The organism is Streptomyces sp. NPDC046759 (assembly GCF_040645475.1).
In the GTDB taxonomy this organism is placed as follows: Bacteria; Actinomycetota; Actinomycetes; order Streptomycetales; family Streptomycetaceae; genus Streptomyces.
Genome location: NZ_JBEYYJ010000016.1, coordinates 129228 through 155790 on the forward strand (window position 1 = coordinate 129228; position 26563 = coordinate 155790).

Here is a 26563-nt window from a genome sequence, read left to right on the forward strand (position 1 = left end):
GCGGGGAACTGCGCGAGGAGCCACGACGCACCCGCAGCCGGACGAATCGCGCTGCACGCCCCAACGACAGGACCCGCAAGCCGAAAGCCTGCGGGTCCTCCAGTGAGCGTCGGCTCGAAGCCGGCGCAGCGTCACGCAGCCTTCGGCGCGTTCACGTCCGACGGCAGCGCCTTCTGCGCGACCTCGACGAGCGCGGCGAACGCGTTCGCGTCGTTGACCGCCAGCTCGGCCAGGATCTTGCGGTCGACCTCGACGTTCGCGGCCTTCAGACCCTGGATGAAGCGGTTGTAGGTGATGCCGTTGGCGCGGGCAGCGGCGTTGATGCGCTGGATCCACAGCTGACGGAAGTCGCCCTTGCGCTTCTTGCGGTCGTTGTAGTTGTAGACCAGCGAGTGGGTGACCTGCTCCTTGGCCTTGCGGTACAGGCGCGAACGCTGACCGCGGTAGCCGGAGGCCTGCTCGAGGATCGCCCGGCGCTTCTTGTGGGCGTTGACTGCCCGCTTGACGCGTGCCACTTGTTAACTCCTTGTAGCGGGGTCGTGGTGGTACTCACACGACCCGGAAACGACTGGGTCCCGGTCTTGGCGTACGGCGCTCAGGGTTCACGAGCGCCGGCTACGTCACTTGCCGAGAAGCTTCTTGATCTTCGCGGCGTCGCCCGGGGCCATCTCGGCGTTGCCGGTGAGGCGACGCGTGACGCGGGACGACTTGTGCTCGAGCAGGTGGCGCTTGCCGGCGCGCTCGCGGAGCACCTTGCCGGAGCCGGTGACCTTGAAGCGCTTGCTGGCACCGCTGTGCGACTTGTTCTTCGGCATAGCGCCGTTATCTCCTCGTCGGTGGCGCTCCGGTGCCCGGTCGCAAAAAACCGGGCACGGTGGAGCGTCGCTGTTCTATCGGTTACATCCTCGGGGACCCGTGGGCCCCCCGGGATCACGCCTCGGCGGGTTCCTCGGCGGACGCCTCAGCCTCGGCAGGGTTCTGCGACTTACCGGGATTCGCCTTCGCCTCGGCCTTGCGGGCCTCCTGCGCCTGGCGGGCCTCGGCCATCGCCTCGGTCTTCTTCTTGTGCGGACCGAGGACCATGATCATGTTGCGGCCGTCCTGCTTCGGATTCGACTCCACGAAGCCGAGGTCCTGGACGTCCTCCGCGAGACGCTGCAGCAGTCGGTAGCCCAGCTCGGGCCGGGACTGCTCGCGACCACGGAACATGATCGTGATCTTGACCTTGTCGCCCTGCTTGAGGAACCGGACGACGTGACCCTTCTTGGTGTCATAGTCGTGCGGGTCGATCTTCGGCCGGAGCTTCATCTCCTTGATGACCGTGTGCGCCTGGTTCTTGCGCGCCTCACGGGCCTTCATGGCCGACTCGTACTTGAACTTCCCGTAGTCCATGAGCTTGCACACGGGCGGACGGGCGTTCGCCGCGACCTCGACCAGGTCCAGGTCGTACTCCTGCGCAAGCTCCAGTGCCTTCGCGAGCGGCACGATGCCGACCTGCTCGCCACTGGGACCGACAAGTCGCACCTCGGGAACGCGAATCCGGTCGTTGATGCGGGGCTCGGCGCTGATGGATCCTCCTCGGTAGCACCACGCGACGGTCTGGCGGACAGCCGCGTAACGTTTGTTCGTAAGACCTAACCGCGCCGACGCACAAAAAATGCCCCGGACGATCACAGGCGGGGCTCCAATGACTACCGGAGCACCGCCGCGGTGACCGCGGGGCGCGACTCGGGCGGCTCCATCGTCCGTACGGAACGATGGTGGCCGCCTGACCGGGTGACCCGCCGCCCCGGAGGACGGTCGGGTGGGAGATCGGAGCCTCCACTTGTGGGCCGGGCACTCTGTGGTTCACAGGGCACATCCGGCCGGTCGCTCACCAGGTTAGCAGGATCGCTTGACAAGGCCTAATCGAAAGCCCGCGATCCGGGACCGCTTATCGTGTGGGGCATGAGTGAGACCCCTCCTGAGAACCCCGACTTCGACGCGATGACCCGGGACATCGCCGAGGTCCCCGCCGTCGAGGTGATCGTGACGGTCGCCGTCAACCTGATGAGCGCCGCCGCCGTGAAGCTCGGGCTGAGCGAGGAGGGCGAGAAGCACAAGGACCTGGACGAGGCCCGGAAGCTGATCACCGCGCTCGCCGGCCTGCTGGACGCGAGCACGACGGAGATCAGCTCCTTCCACGCGGCCCCGCTGCGCGACGGCCTGAAGTCGCTGCAGCTGGCGTTCCGCGAGGCGTCGATCGTCCCGGACGAGCCGGGCCAGGGGCCGGGCGAGAAGTACACCGGCCCGGTCTACGGCTGATCTATCCCTTCACGTACAGGGGCTCGCCGGGAGGCGTGGTCCCGGCCGGCAGCAGTGCCAGGTCGAGGCCGCGCACCAGGCGGGCCCTCAGCGTTTCGTCGGCGGCGAGGCGCTCGGCGACCGCCCGGGCGGCCTCGGCGGGCTGCGCGGCCGGGTCCACGACCAGGGCGAGGGTGCCGTCGGCCGGTCCGGGCCCGAGGTGGGCGCGCAGCACGGCGGGCTCGGCCGCCACGGCCGTGCGGACGGCCTCGACGACGGCCGGGTCGGCGAGCGGGTCGGTGCTGGTGCGGCCCTCGGCGAGGGCGAGCAGCGCCGGGCCGGTCAGCTCGAACGGCACCGGTCCGGCGACGTCCAGCACGACCGTGTCGGCCTTCTCGTGCGCGGCTGCCTGAAGCGCCTGGTGCAGCGGTACGGCGACCGGGCGGGCCCCGGGATCCCAGCGGGCGAGGGAGTCGGTCGAGGTGAAGGCAGGCAGTGCGGTGCGCCGGCCGGCCTTCAGCGTGGGTACGGCCATGTCGCTGGTCTTCTCGCGGCGCAGCCCGTTCTCGTCCTCCTCGACCTCGCCCAGCACGGCGACGACGGGGACGAGCAGGCGGGCGCCCTTCAGCGCCTCCAGGACGGGCCCGAGGGCGCTGCGGTCCTCGGCCCAGGCGGCGAGCGCCGCGCTCAGCCGGGGGTCGGCGGAACCGTCGTCGTCGGAGAAGCCGGGGTCGGGGATGTTCTTGTTCGCCACGGTCACCGACCCTATCGGGGGAAGGCGGCCGGCCCTGTGCGGGGCCGGAGCGAGCGCGGTCACCGCTTTCACCCGAATCTCAGCTTTCCCTGACCCGGATCTACCGTCCGGCCGACGGGGCGCACAGTCCGCGCTCCGGGCATCGCGGGCATGCAGTCCTCCAGAGCCCGCCGTCCTCCAGAGCCCGCCGTGGCCGTCCTGTGCGCCCGTCCCGGCGCCGTCCGCTGCTCACCGTCGTACTCGCCGTCGTCGCCGTGGGCGGGGTCACGGCCACAGGCGCGGCCTGTGCGAAGGCGCGGGGGTCGCGGGAGGCGGCGGCCGTATCGTCGGCGGCGGTGCCCTCGGCCTCCGACTCGGCCGGGGCGGGCGAGGAGGCCTCGGTGGAACCCGTGACGGACCCGGCGGTGGACCGGGACGCTGTGCTGGCCAGGGCGATGTCGGCGGTGAGCGTGCCGGCGGGCGCCCAGGTGTCGGCGGCCGTGCTGGCGGTGGACTCCGGGGAGAGTGCCGTGTACGGACACGCGGCCTTCGACACGGCGAGCATCGTCAAGGTCGACATCCTGGCGGCGCTGCTGCTCCGGGCGCAGGACGCGGGCCGGCGTCTGACGGCGACCGAGCAGGCGTACGCCACGAAGATGATCGAGAACAGCGACAACGCCTCCGCGACCGCGCTGTGGCACGCGATCGGAGGTGCCGACGGCCTGGACGCGGCGAACAGGCGCTTCGGGCTGACCGCGACCTCCGGTGGCGACGGTGGGCTGTGGGGGCTGACGCAGACCACGGCCGCCGACCAACTCGTCCTCCTCCAGCAGGTGTTCGGCGAGGACTCCGAGCTGAGCGCGGCCTCCCGGGCGTATGTGCAGGAGCTGATGAAGTCGGTCGAGGCGGACCAGGGGTGGGGGGTGTCGGCCGCCGCGGGGGGCACCTCCTGGGCGCTGAAGAACGGCTGGCTGGCGCGCAGCACGACGGGTCTGTGGGACGTGAACAGCATCGGCCGGATCACGGTGGACGGCACCGGCTACCTGGTGGCGGTGCTGTCGAAGGGCACCGGGAGCCGGGCGCGGGGCATCGCGCTGGTGGAGGCGGCGGCGAAGGCGGCGGTGGCGGCGTTCACCGGTGAGTGATCGGTCTTGCCGGGCACGTCACGACGGGCGGGCCGGACCCCGCGGCTGCCGGAGCCGGTGCGGCGGCACCCTTGGGGCTCCGGCTGTCCGACACCGGCTAGCGGGTCCGGACCGGCTGTTTTCGGCCCCGCCACAGGACCACTCCGGCCACCAGCAGGACGCCGCCGGCACCGCCGGCCAGCGGGCCGGCCCAGTCGGAGGCGGAGGCCGTGGCGGTGGCGGCGTCGGGGCCGGCGCCGAAGTACTTCTTTCCGTACGTCGCTGCCCGCAGGCTCTGCGGCTTCAGCCGGTCGGCCGCCTTCAGGGCCGCCACCGGGTCGACCATGCCGAAGCCGCGGGAGTCGTCCCGGCCGCCGACCGGCGCGTCCCGGGCGGTGTCCTCCAGGAGCTTTTTGACCTGGGCCGGGCGCAGACCGGGGTGGGCCGCCTTGACCAGGGCAGCGGCACCGGAGACGAAGGCGGCGGCGGCCGAAGTGCCCCAGCCCTCGTAGTACTTGTGGTCGGGGTCGGCGATGACCACGTCGACGCCGGGCGCGCTGACCGCCGCGTACCAGCGGCGGGTCGAGAAGGAGGCACGGGTGCCGTACTTGTCCACGGCGGTGGCGGCGATGACGCCGGGGTAGGCGGCCGGGTAGGAGATGTGGTCGCCCCGGTCGCCGCCGTTGCCCGCGGAGGCGACGACCACCACGCCCTTCTTCAGGGCGTACTGCACGGCCTCGTCCTCGCTCGGCTCGGGGTGCGCGGAGTTCGAGTCGTCGCCCAGGGAGAGGTTGATGACGTCGGCACCGTGGTCGGCGGCCCAGCGGATGCCGTCGGCGAGGGCGTTGCCGCGGCTGGTGCGGGCCTTGGCGCGGGCGGGGTCGTTGTCCTCCAGGATCACCCGCACGGGCAGGATCCTGGCCTCGGGGGCGACACCCATGACACCGGCGCTGCCGCCGGGGCCGTGGCCGTGCCCGGCGATGATGCCGGCCATGGCGGTGCCGTGCCGGGCCCAGTCGCGGTCGCCGGGCCCCGCGCCGAAGCCGATCATGTCCTTGGCGGGCAGGACGTTGCCGGCGAGGTCCGGATGGTCGGCCTCGACGCCGGTGTCGAGCACGGCCACGGTGACGCCCCGGCCCTTCGTCGTCCGCCACGCCTCGTCCAGGTGCAGGGCGTCCAGCCCCCACTGCTGGGCGCGGATCCCGTCGGCGTGTGCGGCACCGGCCGGCACCAGGGCGAGGGCAGCGGCGAGCAGCAGGCTCAGCGCCGCGCCGGCGGAGTCCACGCGGCGGCGGCGTATCGATCGCCTCATGAAGGTTTCTCCGTGGCCGTGCCGATGCGCTGACGCAGACGCCGTTCGATGTGGCCGGCCAGGCCCTGGGCCTCGTTGGCGAGACCGGACTGGGCCGCGGCGCTGGTGGCGCCGGCCCTGAGCGCGTCGCCGGCGGACTGGGGCACGTCGACGCTGCGGCCGTCGGACCAGCCGGAGACGGCGTAGACCACGGCCGGGGCGTCGGTGAGCACCGAGATGGTCCAGGAGGCGCGCTGCCGGTCGCCGAAGGCGGCCGCGGCGGTGCCCCCGGCCGCGTACGGCCGGGGCATCAGGTCGGCACGCCGGTCGAGGCGCTCGGTACGGAAGCGGTGGGCGAGCGCGGACATGGCAGCGGGGTCGGCGTCGGTGAACAGCAGGCCGACGGTGGTGACGTAGCTCTGGGTGGCGTCGGTGTAGGTGGCGCGCAGCAGCCGCCGGCAGCCGACCGGGGCGAGGACCTTGGACAGCAGCGGGTCGAAGGCGTGGGCGCAGCCGCTGTCCGGGGCCACGGCGATCCTGGTCCAGGTGCGGTCGGCGCCGCCGGGTCCGGCGCCCGTGCCCTGCACGGTGGGCGGGAACAGCTGGTCGACGGGCACGTTGTGCCAGAGCGTCCCGGCGGTGGCGAAGTGGTCGCCGGTGGCGGAGTCCCCGCCGTCGTCGGTGAGCCAACTGCCCGTCGCGGCACCGCCGATGAGACCGATACCGAGCACGAGACAGGCCGCGGCTGCGGCGGTACGGGGCCCCACCCGGTGTCCCTTCCGCTCACCGGGCGCCTCGGTCTGCCCGGCCGCCCCGGAGGTCCGCGCGGCAGCGGCACCCCAGGACAGCGCCGGGTCCGGCACGAAGGCACCCGCGGGCGGCGGGCCGGCGGGGTGGGCGGGGGCCATCGGGCTCCAGGCGCCCGCCTCCGTCCGCCCGGCAGGCACCGCGGGACCGGACGACGCGGGCACGGCGGCGGTACGGCGCCCGCCGCCCGGTCCTGCGGGCGGGCGTCCCGGGGCCGGGGCGGGCGCCGCACCGTTGCGCTGGGTCTTCGCGGAGTCGGTGACCGGGCGGAGTCGCGCCGTGGTCTCCGACGCGGTGAACGGGCGGGGCGCGGCCGGGGTCTGCGCCGCCGTGAACGGGCGGAGCCGGGCCGTCGTCTCCGCGGGTGTCTCGACCGGCGCTCCCGGCCGCCGGGCGTCCTGTCCCGGGCGGTGCGCCGCGCGCCCCGTGCTCGGCGGGGCGTCGGGGAACCGGGCCGATGCCGGAGGCGGCGGGGGACTCACGGACGCGCCGGCCGCGGGCACGGCGGGGTGCGGTCCGCCTGACCGACGCCCCTGCCCGGCACGGCTGCCGGCGTCCCCGCCGGCCGTGCCGGACGGCGAGCCGTTGCCCTGGGACTGCCGGGCGAGGGAACCAGGGCGCGCGGCCCCTGCGGCAGACGGCGCGTCTTCGCCCGCGCGGCCCCCGCCCGGCACCCCGCCGTCGCCTCCGGCCCGACCCGCCACGGACCGACCCTCACACGCAAAGCCCCCGTCCGATGCCCCGCCGTGTCCTGCGGCCGGGTCCGCGACGGACCTTCCCTCACGCAGGAAGCCCTCGGCCGACGGCAGTGCCGCGCTTGCGGCTGCCCCCGATGCGGCCTCCTCGTCGCGTGCCCCGGCCCCGGTGGACGGGCGGGTGGCCCGCGGGGTGAAGACCGACGGCTCGTCGTCGACGTCGTCCGGCGGAACGGGAACGGGCGGGGCCGGCGGACGCGGTGGGGCGGACGGGCGGGGCGGGGTCGAGGGGCGCGGCGGGACCGGAGCGTGGCGCGCTTCCGTGCTCATGCACCCCCCGTTTCCTCGTGCCCGTGCCGTCCTCACGTCCACGGCCGTGCTGCTCCTCTGCCGCCCCGGAGCGCACGTCCTCGTCCCGGGCACGCATACCCGTACGGCCGGACCGGCATCCCGGTTCAGATCGAAGCGGCCGGGCGCGTTCCGCGTACGTGCGCGTCACTCTACGGGTTGTCCGGCGTGGGGACGGAACCAGTCCGGGGCGCCGGGGCATCTGCCCGGAACGTCCCCCTACCCTGCGGTAATCCTGTCTGGCAGGCTTCCGTCATGACTGCGCGCGCCCCAGACCGGGCCCGTTACGACCGGGCCACCGCCCATCTCGACGCCCCTCTCGCGATCGTGGACCTGGACGCCTTCGACGCCAACGCGGCCGATCTCGTCCGCCGGGCCGCCGGCAAGCCGGTCCGGGTCGCCAGCAAGTCCGTGCGCTGCCGGGCCCTGCTGGAGCGTGTCCTGGCCAGGGACGGCTTCCAGGGCATCATGTCGTTCACCCTGGCCGAGTCGCTGTGGCTCGCCCGTTCCGGATTCGACGACATCCTGCTGGCCTACCCGTCCGCCGACCGGTCCGGATTCGCGGAGCTGGCCGCCGATCCCAAGCTCGCCGGCGCGGTGACCGTGATGGTGGACGACCCTGCGCATCTGGACCTCATCGACGCCGCCCGCGACGGCGGCCGCGAAGTGGTGCGTGTCTGCCTGGAGTTGGACACCTCGCTGAAGCTGCTCGGCGGCCGGGTCCGGGTCGGCGCGCGGCGTTCCCCACTGCACTCCCCCACCCAACTCGCCGAGCTGGCGCGGTCGGTGGCCCGTCGTCCGGGCTTCCGGCTGGTGGGGATCATGGCGTACGAGGGGCATGTCGCGGGGGTCGGGGATGCGGTCGCCGGACGGCCGCTGCGGTCGCGGGCCGTCCGGCTGATGCAGACCGCCGCCCGCCGGGAACTGGCCGGGCGGCGGGCCGCGGTCGTGCGCGCGGTGCGGGCCGTCGTGCCGGACCTGGAGTTCGTCAACGGCGGAGGCACGGGCAGTGTGCAGCACACCGCCGCCGAGGACGCGGTGACCGAGATAGCGGCCGGTTCGGGCCTGTACGTGCCCCGGCTCTTCGACAACTACACCTCGTTCACCGGCCGCCCGGCCGCCCTGTTCGCCCAGCCCGTCGTACGGCGCCCGGGGGTCGGCGTGGTCACCGTGCTCGGCGGCGGCTACCCGGCCTCCGGCGCCGCCGGCCCGGACCGGCTGCCGGTGCCGTACCTGCCCGAGGGCCTGAAGTACGACCCCCAGGAGGGCCCCGGGGAGGTGCAGACCCCGCTGCTCGGCTCGCCCGCCGACGATCTGCTCATCGGCGACAGGGTGTGGTTCCGGCACGCCAAGGCGGGCGAGCTGTGCGAGCGGTTCGAGGCACTGCACCTCGTCGAGGGGGACACGGTGACCGCGACCGTGCCGACCTACCGGGGCGAGGGGCAGACCTTCCTGTGACCGGCCGGCCTACAGGGGCGTGACGTACGCGCCCGCGATGCCGCCGTCCACCAGGAAGTCGGTGGCGTTGACGAAGGAGGAGTCGTCGCTGGCCAGGAAGGCGACGGCGGCGGCGATCTCCTCGGCCTCGGCGAACCGGCCGACCGGGATGTGCACCAGGCGGCGCGCGGCCCGCTCCGGGTCCTTCGCGAACAGCTCCTGCAGCAGCGGGGTGTTGACCGGCCCCGGGCACAGGGCGTTCACGCGGATGCCCTCCCGGGCGAACTGCACGCCCAGCTCCCGGGACATGGCGAGGACGCCGCCCTTGGACGCCGTGTACGAGATCTGGCTCGTGGCGGCGCCCATGCGCGCCACGAAGGACGCGGTGTTGATGATGGAGCCCTTCCCCTGGCGCCGCATGTAGGGGATGGCGGCCTTGCAGCACAGGTAGACGGAGGTGAGGTTGACCTCCTGGACGCGCTTCCAGGCCTCCAGGCCGGTCTCCAGGATGGAGTCGTCGTCGGGCGGCGAGATGCCCGCGTTGTTGAAGGCGACGTCGACGCTGCCGTAGGTGTCGTACGCCGTCCTGAACAGCGCCTCGACCTGCTCGGGATCGGTGACGTCGACCTTCACGAAGAGCCCGCCCACCTCGTCGGCGACGGCCTTGCCGCGGGCCTCGTCCACGTCGGCGCAGACCACGTGGGCGCCCTCGGAGGCGAGCCGGCGGGCGGTGGCGAGGCCGATGCCGCTGCCGGCTCCGGTCACGACGGCGGTATGGCCGACCAGGCGGCGGCAAACACTGTTGTCGGTCACTGTGCGGGGCCCTCCGTGCTGATGAAGACGTTCTTGGTTTCGGTGAAGGCGGTCAGGGCGTCGGGGCCCAGTTCGCGGCCGAGGCCGGACTGCTTGAAGCCGCCGAAGGGGGTCCAGTAGCGGACGCTGGAGTGGGAGTTGACGGACAGGTTGCCCGCGCGGACGGTCTGGGAGACGCGCAGGGCGCGGCCGAGGTCCCGGGTCCACAGGGAGCCGGAGAGGCCGTAGGGGGTGTCGTTGGCGAGGCGGACGGCGTCCTGTTCGTCGGTGAAGGGCAGGAGGACGGCGACGGGCCCGAAGATCTCCTCGCGTGCCGCCTCGCTGTCCGGCCGCTCCCCCGTCAGAACCGTCGGCGGGAACCAGAACCCGGGGCCTTGCGGGGCGCTGCCGCGCAGGGCGGGCGCCGCCTCGGGGACGTACGACCGTACCCGGTCCAGCTGCTGACGGGAGATCAGCGGTCCCATCTGGGTCTTCTCGTCGGCCGGGTCGCCCACGACGACGGAGGCGAGGGCGTCGGCGAGGAAGTCCCGGGCCTCCTCCAGCACCGTCTCCTGCACCAGGATGCGGGTACGGGCGCAGCAGTCCTGGCCGGAGTTGTCCAGGAAGGAGAAGGGGTCGAGGGCGGCCTTGAGGTCGGCGTCGGCGAAGACGATGTTGGGGCTCTTGCCGCCGAGCTCCAGGGTGACCGGTTTGACCAGGCGGGCGCAGCGCTCCATCACCTCGCGGCCGGTGCGGGTGGAGCCGGTGAACACGATCTTGGCGGCGTCCGGGTGGTCCACCAGGGCGCGTCCGGCGATGTGTCCGTGGCCGGGCAGCACCTGGAAGACGTGCTCGGGCAGGCCTGCCTCCAGGGCCAGTTCGGCGAGCCGCAGTGCCGTGAGCGGGGTGGTCTCGGCGGGCTTGAGGACGACCGCGTTGCCGGCCGCGAGTGCCGGGAAGGAACCCCAGGCGGCGATCGGCATCGGGAAGTTCCAGGGGGCGATCACGCCGACGACACCGAGCGGTTCCTGGAAGGTGACGTTCCAGCCGCCGGGCACCGGGATCTGCCGGCCGAGCAGGCGTTCCGCTCCCCCGGCGGCGTACAGCAGCAGGTCGCGGGCGTTGCCGGCCTCCCAGCGGGCGTTGCCGACGGTGTGGCCGGCCTCGCGGACCTCGAGCCGGGCGAGTTCCTCCAGGTGGGAGTCGACGGTGTCGGCGAAGCGGCGCAGCAGCCGGGCCCGGTCGGCGGGTGCGAGGGCGGCCCATTTGGCCTGGGCGCGCGTGGCGCGTACGACGGCGGTGTCGATGTCCTCCTCGCTCGCGGCGGGGACGGTGGCGAGGACCTCCTCCGTGGCGGGGTTGAGGACGGTCAGCTCGTGCGGTTCGGACACGTGGGGACCTTTCACAGGCGTTCGAAGGAGCGGCGCAGCTCCCAGTCGGTGACCGCGGCGTCGAAGGCCTCCAGCTCGACGCGCGCCATGTTGCGGTAGTGGGCCACGACCTCGTCGCCGAAGGCTGCCTTGGCCACCGGGCTGTTCTCCCAGAGTGCGGCGGCCTCGCGCAGGGTGGTCGGCACGTGCTCGAAGTCGGCCGTGTAGGCGTTGCCGGGGCAGGGCTCGGGGAGTTCGAGTTTCTGCTCGATGCCGTACAGGCCCGCCGCGACGAGTCCGGCGACGGCGAGGTGCGGGTTGACGTCCCCGCCGGGCAGGCGGTTCTCGAAGCGCAGGGAGCGGCCGTGGCCGACCACGCGCAGGGCGCAGGTGCGGTTGTCGTGGCCCCAGGCGACGGCGGTGGGGGCGAAGGAGCCCGGCTGGAACCGCTTGTAGGAGTTGATGTTCGGGGCGTAGAGCAGGGAGAAGTCACGCAGGGCGGCGAGCTGTCCGGCGAGGAAGTGCCGCATCACGTCGGACATGCCGCCGGGACCGTCCCCGGCCATGGCGTTGTTGCCGTCGGCGTCGGCGAGCGAGAGGTGGATGTGACAGGAGTTGCCTTCGCGCTCGTTGTACTTCGCCATGAAGGTGATCGAGACGCCCTCCTGCGCGGCGATCTCCTTGGCGCCCGTCTTGTACAGGGCGTGCTGGTCACAGGTGACGAGGGCCTCGTCGTAGCGGAAGGCGATCTCGTGCTGGCCGGGGTTGCACTCGCCCTTGGCGGACTCGACGGTGAGGCCGGCGCCGGCCATGTCGTTGCGCAGCCGGCGCAGCAGGGGCTCGATGCGGCCGGTGCCGAGGACGGAGTAGTCGATGTTGTACTGGTTGGCCGGGGTGAGCCCCCGGTAGTTCGCGTCCCAGGCCTGTTCGTAGCTGTCCTTGAAGACGATGAACTCCAGCTCGGTGCCGACCTGTGCGGTGTAGCCAAGCTCGGCGAGCCGCTCCAGCTGGCGGCGCAGGATCTGGCGGGGCGCTGCGACGACCGGGCCGCCGTCGTTCCAGGCCAGGTCGGCGAGGAGCAGGGCGGTGCCCGGGTGCCAGGGGAGGCGGCGCAGGGTGGACGGGTCGGGACGCATGGCGAAGTCGCCGTAGCCCCGCTCCCACGAGGACATCGCGTAACCGTCGACGGTGTTCATCTCGGTGTCGACGGCGAGCAGGTAGTTGCAGCCCTCGGTGCCGTGGTGCAGGACCTCGTCGAGGAAGAAGCGGGCGGCGAACCGCTTGCCCTGCAGCCGCCCTTGCATGTCGGGGAAGGCCAGGACGACAGTGTCGATCTCACCGCTCGCGACGAGGGCGTGCAGTTCCTCGACACTGAGCGGGGGTGTGCGGTCTGCCACGGGAGAGCCTCCTTCGGCGCCTTCGCGCTTTTTCGGCCGGGCCGGGAGCCATAAGGTATTGCTCAGAACCATTGCTTGGGAAGGGGGTACGGCGGATGTCGCAGGACATCGGCCCCTACGGGCCGGGTGACCGGCTCGCTCCGGTGCTGCGGCCGGTGCGGGCGGGCAACGGCTTCGAGGAGGCGCTGGAGCAGATCCTCCAGGTCGTGCGGCTCGGCCTGGTGCCGGGCGGGGAACGGCTGCCGGCGGAGCGGGAGCTGGCGGAGCGGCTCGGGATCAGCCGGGTGACGCTGCGCGAGGTGCTGAAGGTGCTCCAGGACCAGGGTCTGGTGGAGGCACGGCGCGGGCGCTACGGCGGAACGTTCGTGCTGCACCGCACGGACGCCGGCGGCGAGGACGAGCTGCGGCGCCGGATCGCCGCGACGGACATCGAGGACGTGCTGCGGTTCCGCGAGGTGCTGGAGGTCGGCGCGGCCGGACTGTGCGCGGCGCACGGTCTCACGGACGAGCAGGCGGACCGGCTGCGCGAGGCCCTGGACCGTACCCATGAGGCCCCGCTGGCGGACTACCGGCGCGCGGACACCCTGCTGCACCTGACGCTCGCCGAGGTGTGTGGCTCGCCGTCCCTGACCGCGCAGTACGCGGCGGTCCGGGCCACGGTCAACGACCTGCTCGACTGCATCCCGCTGCTGGTGCGCAATCTCGAGCACTCGCAGCGCCAGCACACCGCGCTGGTGGAGGCGGTGCTGGACGGGGACGCCGACGGCGCGCGGGAGATGATGCGCGAGCACTGCGCGGGCACGGCGGCGCTGCTGCGGGGCTTCCTGGCGTAGCGTGTTCTTGTAAAGGTGTGCGGGTGAACCTTTTGCTTCCGGGGAGGGCGGTATGACCGTACGACCGCTGATCGGCATCAGCACCTATTGGGAGTCCGGCGCGCGCTGGGGAGTGTGGGAGCTGGCGGCGGCGCTGCTGCCGACCGGCTACCCCCGGCTGGTGCAGCGGGCGGGCGGACTGGCCGCGATGTTGCCGCCGGACGCGCCCGGGCACGCGGCGAAGACGGTGGCCCGGCTGGACGGGCTGGTCATCGCCGGCGGCCCGGACGTGGATCCGGCCCGGTACGGCGCCGAACGCTCGCCGCGTACGGGGCCGCCCGCGCCGGAGCGGGACGCGTGGGAGCTGGCGCTGATCGACGCCGCGCTGCCGGCCGGGGTGCCGCTGCTGGGGATCTGCCGGGGCATGCAGCTGCTGAACGTGGCGCTCGGCGGCACGCTGATCCAGCACCTGGAGGGCCACGCGGAGGTGGTCGGTGTGTTCGGCGGCCACACGGTGAAGCCGACACCGGGGAGCCTGTACGCCGGAATCGTCCCGGAGGAGACGACGGTGCCCACCTATCACCACCAGGCCGTGGACCGGCTCGGCGCGGGACTGGTGCCGTCGGCCCACGCGGCGGACGGCACGGTGGAGGCGGTCGAACTGCCCGCGGAACACGGCTGGGTGCTGGGCGTGCAGTGGCACCCCGAGATGGGCGAGGACCCGAGGGTGATGACCGCACTGGTCGCAGCCGCCGCACGGCGCGCCACCCGCCACCCCTGACACCAGACCCCCGACAGCCGCAGTGGCCACGCACACGGTCACAACCGGCCACCGAACACCACCGGGCCGCGGACCGGCTCGGCGCAGGACCCGCACCGTCGGCCACGCGGGCCGCACGCGAGACCGCACTGGTCGCAGCCGCCACACGGCGCGCCACCCGCCACCCCTGACACCAGACCCCAGCCACAGTCCCGCACACGGTCACAACAGGCCGCCGAGCGACCCCTGGGCCGCCGCACCCTGGCCCCGCCGGACGGGCGCGGAGTGGGCGGCTCGGCGGTGTGGGGTCGAGGGAACCTGCGCGGGGACAGGCCGGGATCCGGTCGGAGCGTCAGGGCCCTGCTCCGCCGCACCGGAACCCGACGGCGGCCGCGCGAGCCCGCCGCCCGGCGGCCCCACCGGGGCCCCCGGCCTCACCACCGGCCGGCGAGCCTCGTTGCCGGGTGCGGGTGCCGGCGGGACGGTGCCTGTTGCCCTGCGGGCCGGGCCGGGCCGTCTGCCGGGGTGCCGGTGCGCGGTGGGCTGGTCGCCCGGTCCCCGCGTCCCTTCGGGGCGTCCCGCGCCGTGGATCGCCGCGCCGTCAGCCCCGCGTCAGCGACAGCAGGTCCCGTGCCGGCCCGGTGGGCCGGTGTCCCGTGGGCCACACCGCCCGGAGGTCACGGCGCAGGACGACGCCCTCCACCGGGATGCTGACCAGGCGTCGCATCGCGAGCTCCTCCCCCACGGCCAGCTCGCTGAGGACCGAGGGGCCCGCGCCGCTGACCGCCGACGCCTTGACGGCCGTGGTCGAGGACAGCTCGATCAGAGGACGGGCGAGCCCGCCGAGCGCCGCGTCCAGGACTTGGCGGGTGCCGGAGCCGCGCTCGCGGAGGATCAGGGGGGTGCTCGCGAGTTCCTCCGCCGTCAGGGGGCGACGGCGACGGGCCCACGGATGGCCGGGCGCGGTCACGACGATCAGGCGGTCGCGGGCGATGACGGCGGAGTCCAGACCCGTCGGGACCGACAGGCCCTCCACGAACCCGAGGTCCGCCTCCCCGGCCAGCAGCAGTTCCGCGACCTTGGCGGAGTTGCCGGCGAGCAGCGAGACGGCCGTGTCGGGCCGCTCGGCGTGCAGGGCGAGGAGCCAGCCGGGGAGCAGGTACTCGGCGATGGTCATGCTCGCCGCGACCCGCAGGCGCGAGTCCCGCCGGTCCCGCAGCGCCCGCGCGCCGGCGTCGAAGGCCGCCGCCGCCTCGACCACGCGCCGGGCCCAGTCCGTGACCAGGGCGCCGGCGTCCGTGAGCCGGGAGCCGCGGGGCGAGCGGTCGACCAGGGCCACGCCCAGCTGCCGTTCCATGGAGCGGATGCGGCTGCTGGCGGCGGGCTGGGTGATGCCGACCTCGCGTGCCGCCGCGCCGAGACTGCCCAGCCGCGCCACCGCCAGCAGCAGCTCCAGGCCGGCCAGGTCGGGCACCCGGTGTGCCAGCGACTCCGGACGCCCCGGTTCCGAGCGCTCTCGCCACCCCTCCGACTCACTCATAAGACCAGCTTATGCCGTAGGGGGGAAGGACCTTCCTGGTCGGCGACGAGCTGCTCGCAGCGCCTCGGCGAGCACTCGTGGCGCCTCGGCCAGGGACGGGCCGTACCAGGTGAGATGCCGCCCGCTGACCGGGGCACAGGGCAGCCCGGGGAAGGCCTCGGGGCCGTCGTCGGAGGTGAAGCGGTAGGGCTCGTCGGGCAGGACGACCACGTCCGGGGCCGCGGCGCACAGCTCCTCCAGCGGCACGCGCGGGTAACGGTCGCGGTGGCCGGCGTACAGGTGGTCGACGCCGAGCCGCGCCAGGACGTCACCGGCGAAGGTGTCCCGGCCGAGGACCATCCAGGGCCGGCGCCAGATCGGTACGACGGCCGTCGTACGGGCCGGCGGCTCCGGCAGGGAGGTCCAGGCGGCCTCGGCCCGCTCCAGCCACCGGGGCCGGCCCGGCGCACCGCAGGCGGTCAGCGTCCGCTCCAGCTCGGCGAAGGCCTGCGGAACGCTCCGCACCTCGGTGACCAGCACCTCCAGACCCGCCACGCGCAGGGCGTCGAGGTCCGGCGCCCGGTTCTCCTCCTCGTTGGCGATCACCAGATCGGGGGCGAGCGCGAGGATGCGGTCGAGCCCCGGGTTCTTGGTGCCGCCGATCCTGGTGACGTCGAGGCCGGCAGGGTGGGTGCACCAGTCGGTGGCGCCGACGAGGGCGCCGGGAAGGGTCCTGGCCACGGCCTCCGTGAGCGAGGGGACCAGCGAGACGATCCGCGCCCGCGAAGGGGTGGCGGGCTGTACCTGGTGTGCGGCTGCCGCCGCGTGGGCCCGACCGGCCACGACGCACCCTTCACGGAAGACCGACGGCCTAGCGAGACCGATCCTGCACGGCCTCGATGTGCTCCGCCACCGCCACCACGATCACCCGTGTGTCCGGCACCGTGGCCCGCCACCGGTGCCGCACCCCACCGGTCAGGTACAGCGTGTCACCGCGCCCGAGGCGGTACGCGCGGCCCTCGGCCTCGATCTCGACCGCGCCGTCGGCGACGTACATCAGCTCGTCGTTGCGGTGCTGGAACTCACGGCCGGCGTCATGGTCACCGGTGAACTCCGAGGCGTGCAACTGGTGGTGACCTCGCACCAGGGAACGGGTCCGGGCCTCGAAGTCGCCCTCGGCGGCCGGGTCAGCGCGCACGACGTCCACGCTGGCCGCCGGGTCGGCGGCGGCGAGGAGCTCGACGGCGGTGGTGCGCAGGGCGTCGGCGAGCTTCTCCAGCGAGGTGCGGCTGGGGCGGGCCCGGTCGTTCTCCACCTGGCTGAGGAACGGCACCGAGAGGCCACTGCGCTCGGCCACGACGGCGAGCGTCAGCTCCAGGGCACGGCGGCGCCGCCGGACGGCTGCGCCCACCCGCACGGGCTGCTCTTTGTGGTCGCCCATCGCTCCGGCTCCCTCCCTCGCTCGTCGTGCCGCTGTCCGGGTGCCCGGGCCGGGGCACACCTCTTCCGATGACTTCTCTGCACCCTACGCATGTTCGGCAAACCGTTTCACGCGGCGGTCACATACCCGACATGCTGCCGAGTCCCCACCCTCATGGTTCGCGCCGCGTCACGGCGGCCAGGACCGGGCCGCGACGCCTCACCGCCCGATGACGAAGACGCCCGCCAACTGGGCCGCGCGGCTCCGCCGGCCCACGGTCACCACGCATGGTGATTGGCCGGATCCTTGCCGTAGCCGGGGCGGCCCGTCCCAGGGCTGGACATGCCGCGAGGGGCGGGCCTCGCCGGGCGCCTGGGCGACGTCCGGCGGTGCCCGCCCCTCGGGTGGCGGTCCGGGGCGGTCAGGTCACCCGGCCGCCTGGCTCCTGACGTCCTTCTTGGCGACCGGGGCCCAGGTGTCGACCAGGCCCGGGTTCTTGCGCAGCCAGGTGCGGGCGGCGTCCTGCTCCCTGCCCTTGCCGGCCTTCTGGATCTGCGACTCCAGACCGGTGAGCTGCTTCTCGGTCATGGAGAAGTCCTTCAGCCAGCGGCCGACCTCGGGGTTGTCGGCGGCGAAGCCCTTACGGGCCAGCGTGTGCACGCCGTCGCCCTTGCCCCAGGCGCCCTCGGGGTCCTTCAGCTTCTTCAGGCCGTAGTCGCTGTAGGCCCAGTGCGGGGACCACAGGGTGACGACGACGGGCTGCTTCCGGGCGTAGGCGCGCTTGAGTTCGGCGAGCATGGCCGGAGTGGAGCCGTCGATCACGTCGTAGGCGCCCTGGAACCGCTTCGTCCGGTCGTCTGCCGAAGACCTTGAACAGGTGCTCGGCCTCAAGCGTGCGCTCACCGGGTGACTGTCGGTGCCGTACGGCATGATGCGAGCGTGACCGGACGACTCATGCTCCTCGACACCGCCTCGCTGTACTTCCGCGCCTACTTCGGCGTCCCGGACTCCGTGAAGGCACCGGACGGCACGCCTGTGAACGCCGTGCGCGGACTGCTGGACTTCATCGACCGGCTGGTCCGGGACCACCGGCCGCAGCAGCTGGTGGCCTGCATGGACGCCGACTGGCGGCCGCAGTGGCGGGTGGACCTCATCCCCACCTACAAGGCGCACCGGGTCGCCGAGGAACACGAGGGCGCGCCGGACGAGGAGCAGGTGCCCGACACCCTCTTGCCGCAGGTGCCGGTCATCGAGGACGTACTGGACGCGATCGGGATCGCCCGGGTGGGTGTCGCCGGGTATGAGGCCGACGACGTGATCGGTACGTTCACCGGGCGCGCCGCGGGCCCGGTGGACATCGTCACCGGCGACCGCGATCTGTATCAGCTGGTGGACGACGCGCGCGGGATCCGGGTGCTGTACCCCCTGAAGGGCGTCGGCACGCTTCAGCTGACCGACGAGGCGGTGCTGCGCGAGAAGTATGGGGTCGACGGGCGGGGGTACGCGGATCTGGCGCTGCTGCGCGGCGACCCCAGCGACGGCCTGCCGGGGGTGGCCGGGATCGGCGAGAAGACGGCCGCCAGGCTGCTCGCCGAGTTCGGCGACCTGGCCGGGATCATGACGGCGGTGGACGACCCGCGGGCGAGGCTCACGCCGTCGCAGCGCAGACGGCTGGACGAGGCCCGGCCGTATGTCGCGGTGGCGCCGAAGGTGGTGCGGGTGGCCGACGACGTGCCGCTGCCGGACGTGGACACGGCCCTGCCGCACGCGCCACGTGACCCGGCGGCCTTGGAGCGGTTGGCCGCGCGGTGGGGACTCGGCGGCTCGCTGCAGCGGCTGCTGAGCACGCTCGCCGAGCGACCTTGACCGGAATATTCCGGCAAAGGGCCGTCATCCGGCCCTCAGGAGAGAGGTGTTACGTCAGAGCGAGGTGCTAACTTAGGTAAACCAAACCTAATCAGTTCGCAGGAGGTCGTGATGGCAGAGCGTCCTGGCCGAAAGCCACGCAAGACCCGCACCGCCCATGTCGTTCGCACCGAGCGGCTGACCCCGCACATGCAGCGGGTGGTGCTCGGCGGCGCCGGCCTTGCCGACTTCGCCGCGGACACCTGCACCGACCACTATGTGAAGCTGCTGTTCTGCCCCGAGGGCGTGACCTACCCCGAGCCCTTCGACCTGGAGCGGATCCGTGCGGAGTTCCCGCCCGCGCAGTGGCCGGTGACCCGGACCTACACCGTGCGCGCGTGGGACCCCGAACACAGCGAAGTGACCCTGGACTTCGTCGTCCACGGCGACGAGGGCCTGGCCGGACCGTGGGCCACCCGGGTACGGCCCGGCGAGACCGTGCGCTTCATGGGCCCCGGCGGCGCCTACGCTCCCGACCCGGCGGCCGACTGGCATCTGCTCGCCGGTGACGAGAGCGCGCTGCCCGCGATCGCGCGGGCCCTGGAGTCGCTGCCCGCCGGCACCCGCGCCCATGCCTTCGTGGAGGTGGCGGGCCCCGAGGAGGAGCAGAAGATCGACTCCGATGTGGAGGTCGTCTGGCTGCACCGCGGGGACCGGCCGGTCGGCGAGGCACTGCTGGAGGCCGTGCGCGCGTTCGCGTTCCCCGCGGGCCGGGTGCAGGCGTTCGTGCACGGGGAGGCGGGCTTCGTGAAGGAGCTGCGCCGCCTGCTGCGGGTCGACCTGAACATCCCGCGCGAGGACCTCTCGATCTCCGGCTACTGGCGCCTGGGCCACAACGAGGACGGCTGGCAGGCCTCCAAGCGGGAGTGGAACGCCCGGATCGAGGCCGAGCAGGAGAGCAGCGCGGCGGCAGCCTGAGAGCGCCTTGGCTCAGGTCTCGTTGATCCTGCCGAACGGGACGTGCACGCTCGGCGTGGTCCGGGACGTGCTCTCCAGGTGAGTCACCTGGTCGTCGAAGAAGATGTGCGGGTCCAGCACCCGCATGACCGCCCCCTTGTCCACGCCGCCGAGGAAGAAGGCGTCGTCGACGCGCACCCCCCACTGCTTGAGGCTGTTCACGGCACGCTCGTGGGCCGGCGCGTTGCGGGCGGTCACGATGGAGACGCGGACCCGGACCGTGTAGTCCGGGTCGCTCCCGCGCCGCTCCTCCTCCCGGCGCTGTATCCGGTTGACGCTCGCGAGGAAGTCGCGCAGCGGCCCGGGGTCGTGCGGGGTCGCCGCGTTCCGGGCCTCGTGCGCGCGGAACTCCTCCAGACCGCCGGACTGGTACACCTGCTCGGCCGCGTCGCCGGCGAGCACCCCGTCGAAGTCGAAGGCGATCCGCAGTTCCCGGTCGGCGGGGTCGTCCGGGTACGACGCGCCGAGGACATGCCCCGCGGGCAGTCCGGCGGCGACGGCCTCCCGCACGTCGTCACCGTTCGCCGACAGGAACAGGGACATGTTCAGCGCCGGCATGAACCGGTACGGGGACCGGCCCTGCATGAACACGGCCCGGCTGATCGCCAGCCGATGGGCCTGGATCGACCGCATGACCCGCAGGCCCGTGTCAGGGTCGTTGCGGGAGAGGATGATGACCTCGACGAGCGGATCTCCCGGCTCGCCGAGGTCGTTCAGCGACAGCAGCCTGCGGATGAACGCGAACGCGACCCCGGGCCGGAGCGTGTCGTCCACGTGCTGCTCCTGGTAGGCCCGGTAGGCCTCCTCGCCCTGTTCCCGGAAGACCGCGTCCGACTCCCGCAGATCGAACAGGGCGCTGGAGGCGACACCGACGACGAGTCGGTTCGCGAGGTCGTAGGCCGGCATGCGCCACATCCTCACACCGATCACCGCGTACGTGTCCAGCGGCGGCCCTCGCGTGGGCGATCTCGTGCCGGCGGCCGGGCTCCGCACCGGGTGATCGGCCCTGACGTGCCCAGTACCCTGGACCCCGATGAGACGCCGTATCCCGCCCCCGCCCGCCCCGCTCCCCCAGCGCGACGGTGTCGACCCCGTGCGGGTGCGGCTGCCGTACGAGGGGGCGTGGGCCACCGTGCGGGAGCATCTGGTGGCACGGCTGACGGGGGCCGGACCCGGAATGGTCGCGTCGATGTTCGACGCGGGGTTGATCGTCGGTGCCGACGGGCGGGCGGTGGCGCCCGACGCACCGTACGAGCCGGGGATGTTCGTGTGGTTCCACCGCGAGCTGCCCACCGAGGTGCCGGTGCCGTTCCCGGTGGAGGTGGTGCACCGGGACGCGCACATCGTCGTCGCCGACAAGCCGCACTTCCTCGCCACGACCCCGCGCGGCACGCATGTGGCCGAGACCGCGCTGGCCCGCCTGCGGCGCGAGCTGGGCATTCCGACGCTGACCGCGGCGCACCGCCTGGACCGGCTGACGGCGGGGCTGGTGCTGTTCACGGTGCGGCCGGAGGAACGCGGCGCGTACCAGACGCTGTTCCGGGACCGGCGGGTGCGCAAGGAGTACGAGGCGATCGCCCCGTACGACCCCTCGCTGGTCCTGCCGAGGACCGTGCGCAGCCGGATCGTGAAGGAACGCGGGGTGCCGGCCGCCCGGGAGGTCGCGGGCGAGCCGAACGCCGAGACGTACGTCGAGCGGTCCGGGCAGCGAGGCGGCCTGGCCCGGTACCGGCTCGTCCCGGCGACCGGCCAGACCCATCAGCTGCGGGTGCATCTGAACGCCCTCGGCGTACCCATCCTCGGTGATCCGCTCTATCCCGAGGTGACCGCCCCGGTGCCGGCAGGCGACTTCCGGCGGCCCCTGCAACTGCTCGCCCGAAGGCTCGGGTTCACGGATCCCGTCACCGGCGTGGAGCACATGTTCGTCAGCGAACGCGTGCTCCAGGCCTGGGAGTCGCACGACAGCTGGGCGGGCCGGGGCTGAGCGTGCCCGGAAGGGCAGCGGGGCCCCGTCCGATGTGCGGCTACCGCCGCCATGGCGCTCCCCGCGCGCTGGAGCGAAGCCGAGAACCGGGGGGAGCGGCCGGCCCCGGTGGAGCGGCCGGCCCCGGCGGCGCCCCCGGGCGACCGGCGGCACATCATGGCGCAGGCCGGCCCGGCACCGGTCACTCGCCGCGCCACCAGGTGAGCAGGCGCTGCCAGATCCCCCGCCGGCGCACCGCCGGTTCGGGAGCCGTGGGGTAGGGACCGGGTGCGGCCGGGCCGGGTGCGACGGGGCGGGGCGCGGGGGCCGGGGCCTGGTCGGAGCGCTGGGTGCCGAACTGCGGGCTGCGCTGCGGCGGGACGGGCATCGGCCTCGGCGGAACGTTGACGTCCTGCTGCGGCTTCGGCTCGAAGCGCACGGGCAGGGACACCAGGTGCCGCGAGGCGATGGACGAACGCCAGCTCAACTCCTCCTCTTCGCAGTCGAGCTGGATGTCGGACAGCCGCATCAGCAGCGCGTCGACACCGACGTCGGCGATGGCACGGCCGATGTCCTGGCCGGGGCACTCGTGCGGGCCGCCGCCGAAGGCGAGGTGCGAGCGGTTGCCCTGCATGCTCGCGGACAGGTCCGGGCGGATACGCGGGTCGAGGTTGCCCGGCGCGGGCGCGAACAACAGACCGTCGCCCTTGCGGATGCGCTGGCCGCCCAGCTCGGTGTCCTGCTTGGCGTAGTAGCCGAACACGGTGCTGAACGGCGGCTCGTCCCACAGCGACTGCTCGATGGCCTCCGGCACGGTCATCTGGCCGCCGCTGAGCTTGGCGCGGAAGCCCGGCTCGGTGAGCACCATCCGCAGCGCGTTGGCGAGGAGGTTGGCGGTGGCCTCGTAGGCGGCGAAGAGGACGAGCCGCAGGTGTTCGCGGACCTCGTCGTCGCTGAGTCCGGCCGGGTGGGTGACGAGATGGCTGGTGAAGTCGTCCTCCGGCCGGGCGCGGCGCCGGGTGGTGAGCCGGCTCAGCGCGTCCATCACGTAGGCGTGGCTCTGCAGGGCGGTCTCGGTGCCCTTCAGTGCGTCCCGCGCGGCCTGCACCATGCGGTCGTTGTACTCCTCGGGCATGCCGAGGATCTCGCACATGACGGCCATCGGCAGATGCTCGGCGAACTGGGAGACCAGGTCGGCCCGGCCGCGTTCGCAGAAGCTGTTGACCAGGCCCTGGGTGTGGAGGCCGATGTGGCGGCGCAGGGTGCGGTGGTCCATGGTGGCCATGGCCGCGGTGACCGCCGCGCGCAGCCGCTGGTGCTCGTCGCCCTCGGCGTGCGAGCAGATCGGCTGCCAGGCGATGTGCGGCATGAGCGGGTGGTCGGGCTTGACCATGCCCTCCGCGAGCGGGCTCCAGATCCGGCTGTCCCGCGTGTACAGGGAGGGGCTGCGCACCAGGTGCTGGTTCTCGGCGTGCCCGAGGACCACCCACATCGGTACGTCTTCGTGCAGCAGGACGGGCGCCACGGGGCCGTGCTGCTCCCGCAGCCGTTCGTAGAGGTCGCCCAGGTCGTCCGCGGCGGGGCCGTAGAGCCGGTGCAGCCCGCCGGGGCCGAGGCCGTGCGCGGGGCAGCCCGGCGGCGGGCCGGGAACGGGGTCGGTGTCGGTGCCGGTCGGGGACCAGAATTCAGACGTCACGGTGTCGCTCCGGAACGAAAGGGGTGAGGGGGTCGGTAGGCCACGGGTCAGGTGAGGGCGCGGGACAGGGCGATCGAGTGCAGGAAGCGCATCAGGGTCATCAGCACCTCCTTGCTGGAGGCCCGGCGGCGCACGTCGCACTCCATGATCGGGATCTCCGGGGTCAGGTCGAGCGCGGTGCGCAGTTCCTCGAGAGGGTAACGGGGCGCGTCCGGGAAGGAGTTGACGGCGACGACGAAGGGAACGCCGCGTTCCTCCAGCCGGCCCATGACGTCGAAGCTGACCTCCAGACGCCGGGTGTCGACGAGGACGACCGCGCCGAGCGCGCCTTCGAACAGGCCGTTCCACAGGAACCAGAAGCGCTCCTGGCCGGGGGTGCCGAAGAGATAGAGCACCAGCTTGTCGGTGATGCTGATACGGCCGAAGTCCATGGCCACGGTGGTGGCCGTCTTGGTGTCGGAGCCGAAGTTGTCGTCCACGCCGATGCCGGCCTGGGTCATGGTCTCCTCGGTGGTCAGCGGTCTGATGTCGCTGACGGAGCCGACCATGGTGGTCTTGCCGACACCGAAGCCGCCCACGATCACGATCTTCACCGCGGACTGCGCCGTGTGCGGCAGGTGGTCCTCGGTGCGTGGTCCGGGGATGGTGTCAGAGCCGTTGAAGTCCATGCATCACCGCTTCGAGGAGTGAACGGTCGGGGAGCGCCCGGCGGACGACCGGGGCGCGCACCTGCACCAGTTCGGCCGTGATCAGCTCGGTGAGCAGGACGGTCATCGCGCTGAACGGCAGGTTCAGGTAGGCCGAGAGCTCGGCCACGGACAAGGGGTTCGAGCACAGCCGCAGGACCGCGGCCTGCTCCGGCGAGGCGGCCGGCTTGGACGCGTCACGCGCCACGATCAAGGTCACGAGGTCCAGCTCGGCGCGTGCGCCTTCCTCGGATCCGGCGACGGCGTAGAGCCGTTCGGGGTTCTTGGGCTCGGGTTCGCCGTCCGCCGGCTCGGGCGCCGCGGGCTGTGCCGGCGGCGGGGGCTTCGGCTCGCGCCGTTTGCGTCGTGCAGGAGTCATACGCTCTGCCCGTTCCGCCGGGGCGGACTGGTGAGATGGGCGCCGATCCGGACGACCAGGTCACGCATCATGCCGCTCATCCGGCCCGGCTCGCAGGTCACGTCGGCGAGTACGGCGAGGTAGGCGTTGTCGCCCGCGTTCATCAGGTAGAAGTAGCCGCCGTCGATCTCGAAGACGACGACCTTCATGTCACCGGCGCCGGGAAGCTCCTTGATGATGGCGCCGGCCAGGCTCTGTACGCCCGCGCAGGCGGCGGCCACCCGGTCGGCGGCGTCGGGGTCGCCGCCGTAGCGGGCGATGCGCAGTCCGTCCGCGGAGAGGACGACGATCATCTCGATGCCCGGCACGCCGTCGTTGAGCTGCTTGAGCATCCAGTCGATGTTGCCTCGCTGCTGGATCACTTGAGGTCCCCCTCGTCGTCGGCCCCGGTGACGGCCTCGGTGGCGGTGTCGGAATCGTTGAGCAGGTGCACGTACTTTTCCGGGTGCAGCGTGAAGTCGGTGAGTTCGGCGGCGGTGGCGTCCTCGGGCATGCCTTTGCGCAGGCCGGCCCAGAACTCCTCGATCCCCAGGCCGGGCGGCCGCTCCATGAGCCTCTTGCGCTCGGGGTCCATCGCGGGCTCGGGCTCCGCGGGCCGGGGCTGGGACCAGATGGTGGGCCTGCCCTCTCGTTCGGCCTGCTCGACCTCGGCCTGCTCGGCGAAGCGCTGGCTCAGCGGGGTCTTCATCCGGCTGCGGCGCTGCGGCAGGCCGCCCGCCGTCCACTCGGTGACCACCGGGACGTCGTCCTCCATCGAGATCCCGGCCGGGATCTTGGGACTGGTGGGGCGGCGTCGCTTCGGCGGGCGCTTGGGGCCCTCGACCGCGCCGAGCGCGGGAATCGGCGTACCGGTGGCACCGATGCCGTGGGCGGCGCCGACACCGGGCTCGGTGGTCGTCATGACGCGCGGCACGACGAGGATCGCGCGGACCCCTCCGTAGGCGGAGGACCGCAGCGAGACCTCCATGTCGAACATCTTGCACAGGCGGCCGACGACGGCGAGGCCGAGGCGCGGGTTCTCGCCGAGGTTGTGGGCGTCGTCGAGGTTCTTGGCGTCCTCGATCATCTTCTCGATGCGGGCGCGGGACTCCTCGCTGAGGCTGACGCCGGCGTCCTCGATCTCGATGGCGATACCGGCCTGCACCTCGGTGGCGGTGACGTGCACCTTCGCCGTGGGCGGCGAGTAGCGGGTGGCGTTGTCGAACAGCTCGGCGGCGGCGTGGAGCACCGGCTCCACGGAGGTGCCCTTGATGTTGATGTTGACGATGGAGTTCAGCTGGATGCGGCGGTACTCCAGGATGCGCGACATGGCACCGCGCAGCGTGCTGTAGAGGGAGACCGGCAGGGGCCACTGGCGGCCGGGGCGGCCGCCGCCGAGCACGGAGATGGTGTCGGCGAGACGGCCGATCAGGGACGTGCCGTGGTCGATGCGCAGCAGGTCGTCGAAGACCTCGGGGTTGCGGCCGTGGTCCTCCTCCATCTCCCGCAGTTCGTTGGACTGCTGGTGGACGATGGCCTGGACGCGGCGGGCGATGCTCACGAAGGAGCGCTCGGTGGCGTCGCGCATCGAGATCTCGCGGTCGGCTCCGCGCATCGCGGCGCGGAACAGCTCACGGTAGGAATCGGGCAGGGCACGCAGCTCGGGGTCGACGTCGTAGCCGTTGACCATCACGTCCCGCAGCGGCTCTCCGGCGCGCAGCCGCAGCAGTCCGTGGGGGATGACGTCGGTGGCGAAGCGCTCGATCAGCTCGTCGTGGGCGGCGAGCCGGTGCTCCAGGTACGCGCTGTGACGGGCGTGCCCGGCCTGTTCCTCGCGGAGCCTGCGGCCGCGGCGGGCGGCTTCCGCACCCGTGGCGAGGACCAGCAGCAGGGCAACGGCCCCGACCACGCCGACAGCGATCCGGGCCGGGGCCGGCGCCAGGGCGACGGCGGCGCCGGTCGTGGCGGCCATCAATATGGCCGGCGGCAACATCACGCGTGCATAGGGACGTTCACGGCCACCGGGAGGCTTCTGAACACTCACCATGGATGCCTTCTGAGACGAATCGGCTGGGTGTGGGGAGAGCTTGCGGGGGGAAGGTTCATGGAACTGATGGGATTTATCGCATGTTTGGGAACAGGCGCACGAATTCACCTCAACTCGGTGCGCC

General features: G+C 72.9%; 26 protein-coding genes and 1 pseudogene. 8 read left to right on the forward strand and 19 right to left on the reverse strand.

Going from position 1 to position 26563, the window contains the following annotated elements:
• Positions 1–131: 131 nt before the first annotated feature.
• The 3 genes from rplT to infC all read right to left on the reverse strand — a co-directional run bounded on the left by rplT (position 132) and on the right by infC (position 1569).
• Positions 132–515 carry a 50S ribosomal protein L20 gene (rplT, locus tag ABZ919_RS22375; RefSeq protein WP_006141703.1) on the reverse strand — a complete coding sequence of 128 codons (384 nt, stop codon included), beginning with the start codon at positions 513–515 and terminating at the stop codon, positions 132–134.
• Positions 516–620: 105 nt separating this feature from the next.
• Positions 621–815, reverse strand: coding sequence for a 50S ribosomal protein L35 (gene rpmI / locus ABZ919_RS22380; protein ID WP_004933563.1), 195 nt, complete (start codon positions 813–815; stop codon positions 621–623).
• Between the two features lie 115 nt (positions 816–930).
• Positions 931–1569, reverse strand: a complete 639-nt coding sequence (gene infC, locus ABZ919_RS22385; RefSeq protein WP_361250628.1) for a translation initiation factor IF-3 — start codon at positions 1567–1569, stop codon at positions 931–933.
• A gap of 378 nt (positions 1570–1947) precedes the next feature.
• Between infC and ABZ919_RS22390 the strand changes: the two genes are divergently transcribed.
• A complete protein-coding gene (locus ABZ919_RS22390; protein ID WP_361250467.1) occupies positions 1948–2304 on the forward strand; it encodes a DUF1844 domain-containing protein in 357 nt (118 codons plus the stop codon).
• A 1-nt stretch (position 2305) separates the two neighbouring features.
• Here ABZ919_RS22390 and ABZ919_RS22395 read toward each other — a convergent pair whose 3' ends face one another.
• Positions 2306–3037, reverse strand: coding sequence for an SseB family protein (locus tag ABZ919_RS22395; protein ID WP_361250470.1), 732 nt, complete (start codon positions 3035–3037; stop codon positions 2306–2308).
• 200 nt (positions 3038–3237) lie between these two features.
• On the opposite strand from ABZ919_RS22395, the gene ABZ919_RS22400 reads away from it, so the two are divergent.
• Positions 3238–4161 (forward strand): serine hydrolase, encoded by a 924-nt coding sequence (locus ABZ919_RS22400; protein WP_361250473.1) that lies wholly within the window; start codon positions 3238–3240, stop codon positions 4159–4161.
• A 97-nt stretch (positions 4162–4258) separates the two neighbouring features.
• Here ABZ919_RS22400 and mycP read toward each other — a convergent pair whose 3' ends face one another.
• Both mycP and ABZ919_RS22410 read right to left on the reverse strand, forming a co-directional pair.
• On the reverse strand, positions 4259–5452 hold the full coding sequence (mycP, locus tag ABZ919_RS22405) for a type VII secretion-associated serine protease mycosin (RefSeq protein WP_361250476.1): 1194 nt from the start codon (positions 5450–5452) through the stop codon (positions 4259–4261).
• A complete protein-coding gene (locus ABZ919_RS22410; protein WP_361250479.1) occupies positions 5449–6720 on the reverse strand; it encodes a hypothetical protein in 1272 nt (423 codons plus the stop codon). The genes mycP and ABZ919_RS22410 overlap by 4 nt, the downstream gene beginning before the upstream one ends.
• 816 nt (positions 6721–7536) lie before the next feature.
• On the opposite strand from ABZ919_RS22410, the gene ABZ919_RS22415 reads away from it, so the two are divergent.
• Positions 7537–8739 (forward strand): amino acid deaminase/aldolase, encoded by a 1203-nt coding sequence (locus ABZ919_RS22415; RefSeq protein WP_361250481.1) that lies wholly within the window; start codon positions 7537–7539, stop codon positions 8737–8739.
• A gap of 9 nt (positions 8740–8748) precedes the next feature.
• Here the strand turns inward: ABZ919_RS22415 and ABZ919_RS22420 are convergent, their stop codons facing one another.
• From ABZ919_RS22420 to ABZ919_RS22430, 3 genes are read right to left on the reverse strand one after another with little or no spacing between them, the layout of a single operon-like run.
• Positions 8749–9531, reverse strand: a complete 783-nt coding sequence (locus ABZ919_RS22420; RefSeq protein ID WP_361250484.1) for a 3-oxoacyl-ACP reductase — start codon at positions 9529–9531, stop codon at positions 8749–8751.
• A complete protein-coding gene (locus ABZ919_RS22425; RefSeq protein ID WP_361250486.1) occupies positions 9528–10901 on the reverse strand; it encodes an aldehyde dehydrogenase family protein in 1374 nt (457 codons plus the stop codon). Before ABZ919_RS22425 ends, ABZ919_RS22420 begins: the two co-directional genes overlap by 4 nt.
• 11 nt (positions 10902–10912) lie before the next feature.
• Positions 10913–12277, reverse strand: a complete 1365-nt coding sequence (locus tag ABZ919_RS22430) for a glutamine synthetase family protein (RefSeq protein WP_361250489.1) — start codon at positions 12275–12277, stop codon at positions 10913–10915.
• A 95-nt stretch (positions 12278–12372) separates the two neighbouring features.
• Here ABZ919_RS22430 and ABZ919_RS22435 point away from each other — a divergent pair, with 95 nt between their 5' ends.
• Both ABZ919_RS22435 and ABZ919_RS22440 read left to right on the forward strand, forming a co-directional pair.
• A complete protein-coding gene (locus ABZ919_RS22435; protein ID WP_361250492.1) occupies positions 12373–13110 on the forward strand; it encodes an FCD domain-containing protein in 738 nt (245 codons plus the stop codon).
• Positions 13111–13162: 52 nt separating this feature from the next.
• Positions 13163–13870 (forward strand): gamma-glutamyl-gamma-aminobutyrate hydrolase family protein, encoded by a 708-nt coding sequence (locus ABZ919_RS22440; protein ID WP_361250495.1) that lies wholly within the window; start codon positions 13163–13165, stop codon positions 13868–13870.
• A 580-nt stretch (positions 13871–14450) separates the two neighbouring features.
• Here ABZ919_RS22440 and ABZ919_RS22445 read toward each other — a convergent pair.
• The 4 genes and pseudogenes from ABZ919_RS22445 to ABZ919_RS22460 form a co-directional block, all read right to left on the reverse strand.
• Entirely contained in the window at positions 14451–15389 is a 939-nt protein-coding gene (locus ABZ919_RS22445) for a LysR family transcriptional regulator (RefSeq protein WP_361250497.1), read from the reverse strand.
• Positions 15390–15398: 9 nt separating this feature from the next.
• The gene (locus ABZ919_RS22450) at positions 15399–16142 is read right to left on the reverse strand and encodes a helical backbone metal receptor (RefSeq protein WP_361250630.1); all 744 of its coding nucleotides are present in this window, start codon (positions 16140–16142) and stop codon (positions 15399–15401) included.
• Between the two features lie 97 nt (positions 16143–16239).
• Entirely contained in the window at positions 16240–16809 is a 570-nt protein-coding gene (locus tag ABZ919_RS22455) for a helix-turn-helix domain-containing protein (RefSeq protein ID WP_361250500.1), read from the reverse strand.
• A 405-nt stretch (positions 16810–17214) separates the two neighbouring features.
• Positions 17215–17622 (reverse strand): annotated as a pseudogene (locus ABZ919_RS22460) (glycine betaine ABC transporter substrate-binding protein); the annotation flags it as partial.
• A gap of 105 nt (positions 17623–17727) precedes the next feature.
• On the opposite strand from ABZ919_RS22460, the gene ABZ919_RS22465 reads away from it, so the two are divergent.
• Positions 17728–18654, forward strand: a complete 927-nt coding sequence (locus ABZ919_RS22465) for a 5'-3' exonuclease (protein ID WP_361250503.1) — start codon at positions 17728–17730, stop codon at positions 18652–18654.
• A 111-nt stretch (positions 18655–18765) separates the two neighbouring features.
• Positions 18766–19611 (forward strand): siderophore-interacting protein, encoded by an 846-nt coding sequence (locus tag ABZ919_RS22470; protein ID WP_361250506.1) that lies wholly within the window; start codon positions 18766–18768, stop codon positions 19609–19611.
• A 12-nt stretch (positions 19612–19623) separates the two neighbouring features.
• On the opposite strand, the gene ABZ919_RS22475 is transcribed toward ABZ919_RS22470, so the two are convergent.
• Positions 19624–20556, reverse strand: a complete 933-nt coding sequence (locus ABZ919_RS22475) for a 5'-nucleotidase (protein WP_361250508.1) — start codon at positions 20554–20556, stop codon at positions 19624–19626.
• Between the two features lie 127 nt (positions 20557–20683).
• Between ABZ919_RS22475 and ABZ919_RS22480 the strand changes: the two genes are divergently transcribed.
• Positions 20684–21634, forward strand: coding sequence for a pseudouridine synthase (locus ABZ919_RS22480; protein WP_361250511.1), 951 nt, complete (start codon positions 20684–20686; stop codon positions 21632–21634).
• Between the two features lie 181 nt (positions 21635–21815).
• Here the strand turns inward: ABZ919_RS22480 and ABZ919_RS22485 are convergent, their stop codons facing one another.
• From ABZ919_RS22485 to ABZ919_RS22505, 5 genes are read right to left on the reverse strand one after another with little or no spacing between them, the layout of a single operon-like run.
• Positions 21816–23309: a cytochrome P450 gene (locus ABZ919_RS22485; RefSeq protein ID WP_361250514.1), complete on the reverse strand. Its 1494-nt coding sequence runs from the start codon at positions 23307–23309 to the stop codon at positions 21816–21818.
• Between the two features lie 47 nt (positions 23310–23356).
• The gene (locus ABZ919_RS22490; protein ID WP_361250517.1) at positions 23357–23977 is read right to left on the reverse strand and encodes an ATP/GTP-binding protein; all 621 of its coding nucleotides are present in this window, start codon (positions 23975–23977) and stop codon (positions 23357–23359) included.
• Positions 23958–24374, reverse strand: a complete 417-nt coding sequence (locus ABZ919_RS22495; protein ID WP_361250520.1) for a DUF742 domain-containing protein — start codon at positions 24372–24374, stop codon at positions 23958–23960. The genes ABZ919_RS22490 and ABZ919_RS22495 overlap by 20 nt, the downstream gene beginning before the upstream one ends.
• The gene (locus tag ABZ919_RS22500) at positions 24371–24775 is read right to left on the reverse strand and encodes a roadblock/LC7 domain-containing protein (protein WP_361250523.1); all 405 of its coding nucleotides are present in this window, start codon (positions 24773–24775) and stop codon (positions 24371–24373) included. The genes ABZ919_RS22495 and ABZ919_RS22500 overlap by 4 nt, the downstream gene beginning before the upstream one ends.
• Positions 24772–26439, reverse strand: coding sequence for an ATP-binding protein (locus tag ABZ919_RS22505; protein WP_361250525.1), 1668 nt, complete (start codon positions 26437–26439; stop codon positions 24772–24774). Before ABZ919_RS22505 ends, ABZ919_RS22500 begins: the two co-directional genes overlap by 4 nt.
• Positions 26440–26563 lie beyond the last annotated feature (124 nt).